The 2,971-nt window shown below is 44.4% G+C and carries 2 protein-coding genes; one reads left to right on the forward strand and one right to left on the reverse strand.

Annotated elements, in window-relative coordinates:
• Positions 1-161: 161 nt before the first annotated feature.
• Entirely contained in the window at positions 162-1,052 is an 891-nt protein-coding gene (gene ilvY, locus R7127_RS25890; protein ID WP_005379097.1) for an HTH-type transcriptional activator IlvY, read from the reverse strand.
• 143 nt (positions 1,053-1,195) lie between these two features.
• On the opposite strand from ilvY, the gene ilvC reads away from it, so the two are divergent.
• Positions 1,196-2,680 (forward strand): ketol-acid reductoisomerase, encoded by a 1,485-nt coding sequence (gene ilvC, locus R7127_RS25895; protein ID WP_005379098.1) that lies wholly within the window; start codon positions 1,196-1,198, stop codon positions 2,678-2,680.
• Positions 2,681-2,971: the final 291 nt, after the last annotated feature.

Here is a 2,971-nt window from a genome sequence, read left to right on the forward strand (position 1 = left end):
CAGAAGTGAAACGAAATAGCGCCGATGGTAGTGTGGGGCTTCCCCATGTGAGAGTAGGACATCGCCAGGCTTTAAATTTAAGAAGCCCGCTCGAAAGAGCGGGCTTTTTTGCATCTACAGAGTTTTAAAATTAGCTCACTTTATACCTAAAAAGTGTTCATCTAAGGTGCGATATACTTGCTCTCTGCAACCTTCCAAAAGGCTTTAACAAGCGGATTCTCCAGCTGAGTTTTGTTGCAGCAAACACCAAGTTTAAAAGGTTTAATTGGTAAGACTTTTAAACGATTTATCTTTTCTCTTACTGGACTGTTGTTGATTACAACATCAGGTGCGATACCTACTCCACATCCCAATGCAACCATACTTACGATGGCTTCATGTCCGGAGGTTTGTGCGTAGATCTTTGGCTTTATTTTCATTTGTTTGAGCCAAGTATTGGCCCTGTCCCTTGCCGTTCCTGCTTCTGGGAGTATGAATGGAATGACCGACCAGTCTGGTTTTTCTTTTTGTAGCTCTTCAGCAAACGCACTAACCCCAACAGGTACGATGACAGAAAGTGGGATTTCACTGATCGTTTCAAATGCGATTTTATTTGGCATCTGTTCTGACTTGGCTGATATGGCAATATCGGCTTCATCTGCTAATATTTTGTCGATCGCTTGAGCTGGATCGCCGGTTGATAGTTTGAACTCAATGAAAGGGTTCTGAATACGAAAGTCAGAGATTAGCTCCGGAAGATGGCTGTAGCTTGCAGTAACAGAACAAAAGAGACGGATTTCTCCTTTCAATTCATCCTCGGTTCCCTTCAGGTGACTCTGATACTGCTGCCATTCGCCAAGAATCTTTAAGGCAACTGGGACTAGCTTTTTACCTTGGATAGTTAAATCAACGCTACGGTTGTCGCGTAAAAACAATTGTTGGCTGGTTTCCTCCTCTAATTTTTGTATCTGTCGGCTTAAGGCTGAAGGGCTAATATGCATTGCCGCTGCGGTCTTGGCGAAACTTTTACTCTCACAGAGATGAATGAAAAGTTGCAGGCTTTTGATATTCATTGAATTTTCATTTCCATGTTGCATAAATTGCAATAACTAATTGTGAATATATCACTTTAAGCAATATCATGTCTGTTTTAGGATGAAGTTATTCGGTAAGGCAATTACTGACCTCAATGGAAGAATCTCAAAGGAGCACCCAGATGGCTAATTATTTTAATACCCTAAACTTGCGCGAGCAGTTGGACCAATTAGGTCGTTGTCGTTTTATGGACCGCAGTGAGTTCGCTTCAGAAGCGGATTATCTGAAAGGTAAGAAAGTAGTCATTGTAGGTTGTGGTGCTCAAGGTCTTAACCAAGGTCTGAACATGCGCGACTCTGGTCTAGACGTTGCTTATGCGCTTCGCCAAGCCGCGATTGATGAGCAACGCCAGTCATTCAAAAACGCAAAAGACAACGGTTTTGAGGTAGGTAGCTACGAAACGCTAATTCCACAAGCTGATCTAGTAGTAAACCTTACTCCAGATAAGCAGCACACAAACGTTGTTGAGACGGTAATGCCGTTAATGAAAGAAGGCGCAGCACTAGGTTACTCTCACGGTTTCAACGTTGTTGAAGAAGGCATGCAAATCCGTAAAGACCTAACGGTAGTAATGGTTGCACCTAAATGTCCAGGTACGGAAGTTCGTGAAGAGTACAAGCGCGGTTTCGGTGTACCGACTCTTATCGCTGTTCACCCAGAGAACGACCCAAAAGGTGAAGGTTGGGATATCGCGAAAGCTTGGGCTGCAGCAACAGGTGGTCACCGTGCAGGCTGTCTAGAGTCTTCTTTTGTTGCTGAGGTGAAATCTGACCTAATGGGTGAGCAAACTATCCTTTGTGGCATGCTACAGGCTGGCTCTATCGTGTGTTACGAGAAGATGATTGCTGATGGTATCGATCCTGGCTACGCTGGTAAGCTTCTTCAATACGGTTGGGAAACCATCACTGAAGCACTGAAGTTTGGTGGTATCACTCACATGATGGATCGCCTAACTAACCCTGCAAAAGTGAAAGCATTTGAGCTTTCTGAAGAGCTAAAAGAACTGATGCGTCCGCTATACAACAAGCACATGGATGACATCATCACCGGTCACTTCTCTAGCACTATGATGGCTGACTGGGCAAACGACGATGCAAATCTACTAGGCTGGCGTGCAGAAACAGGTGAAACTGCTTTCGAAAACTACCCAGAAACTGACGTAGAAATCTCTGAGCAAGAGTACTTCGATAACGGTATCTTGATGGTTGCTATGGTTCGTGCGGGTGTTGAGCTAGCATTCGAAGCGATGACGGCATCTGGCATCATCGATGAGTCTGCTTACTACGAGTCTCTACACGAGCTGCCACTTATCGCAAACACTATCGCACGTAAGCGTTTATACGAGATGAACGTGGTTATCTCAGACACTGCGGAATACGGTAACTACCTGTTCGCTAACGTAGCAACGCCGCTTCTACGTGAGAAGTTTATGCCGGCCGTAAATACTGACGTAATTGGTAAAGGTTTAGGTGAAACGTCTAACCAAGTAGATAACGCGACTCTTATCGCTGTGAATGAAACAATCCGCAATCACCCTGTAGAGTACATCGGTGAAGAGCTACGTGGTTACATGACTGATATGAAGCGTATCGCGGTGGGCGGCTAAATTACTGGCCTTAAGGTTCCATTTTGGTGTCGAAGGTGCTCGTTTACTATCGTAAAGTCCGCGCCTTCTCCTAGAAATGAAGCCTTAATACTGCGTAATTTACTTAGTCTCAAGTAACGCAGTAGATAAACTCCAGGCAGACTGGAGTGATAAATACAAAATAAAACACAACATCTAATCAAAAGGCTTGGTCGCCGTTGACCAAGCCTTTTTGTTTTCAGCCCTAAACCACCTACTTCAGTAGGTGGTTATCATCCGTTTCGGCTTTGCCTGTAAAACTACTCATGCTAA

The sequence above is a fragment of the Vibrio sp. 1159 genome (assembly GCF_033340395.1).
GTDB lineage: Bacteria > Pseudomonadota > Gammaproteobacteria > Enterobacterales > Vibrionaceae > Vibrio > Vibrio alginolyticus.

Bases quoted from the DNA above. Each gene is read 5' to 3' on its own strand.
- ilvY (WP_005379097.1), bottom strand. From the start codon at position 1,052: ATGAATATCAAAAGCCTGCAACTTTTCATTCATCTCTGTGAGAGTAAA.
- ilvC (WP_005379098.1), top strand. From the start codon at position 1,196: ATGGCTAATTATTTTAATACCCTAAACTTGCGCGAGCAGTTGGACCAA.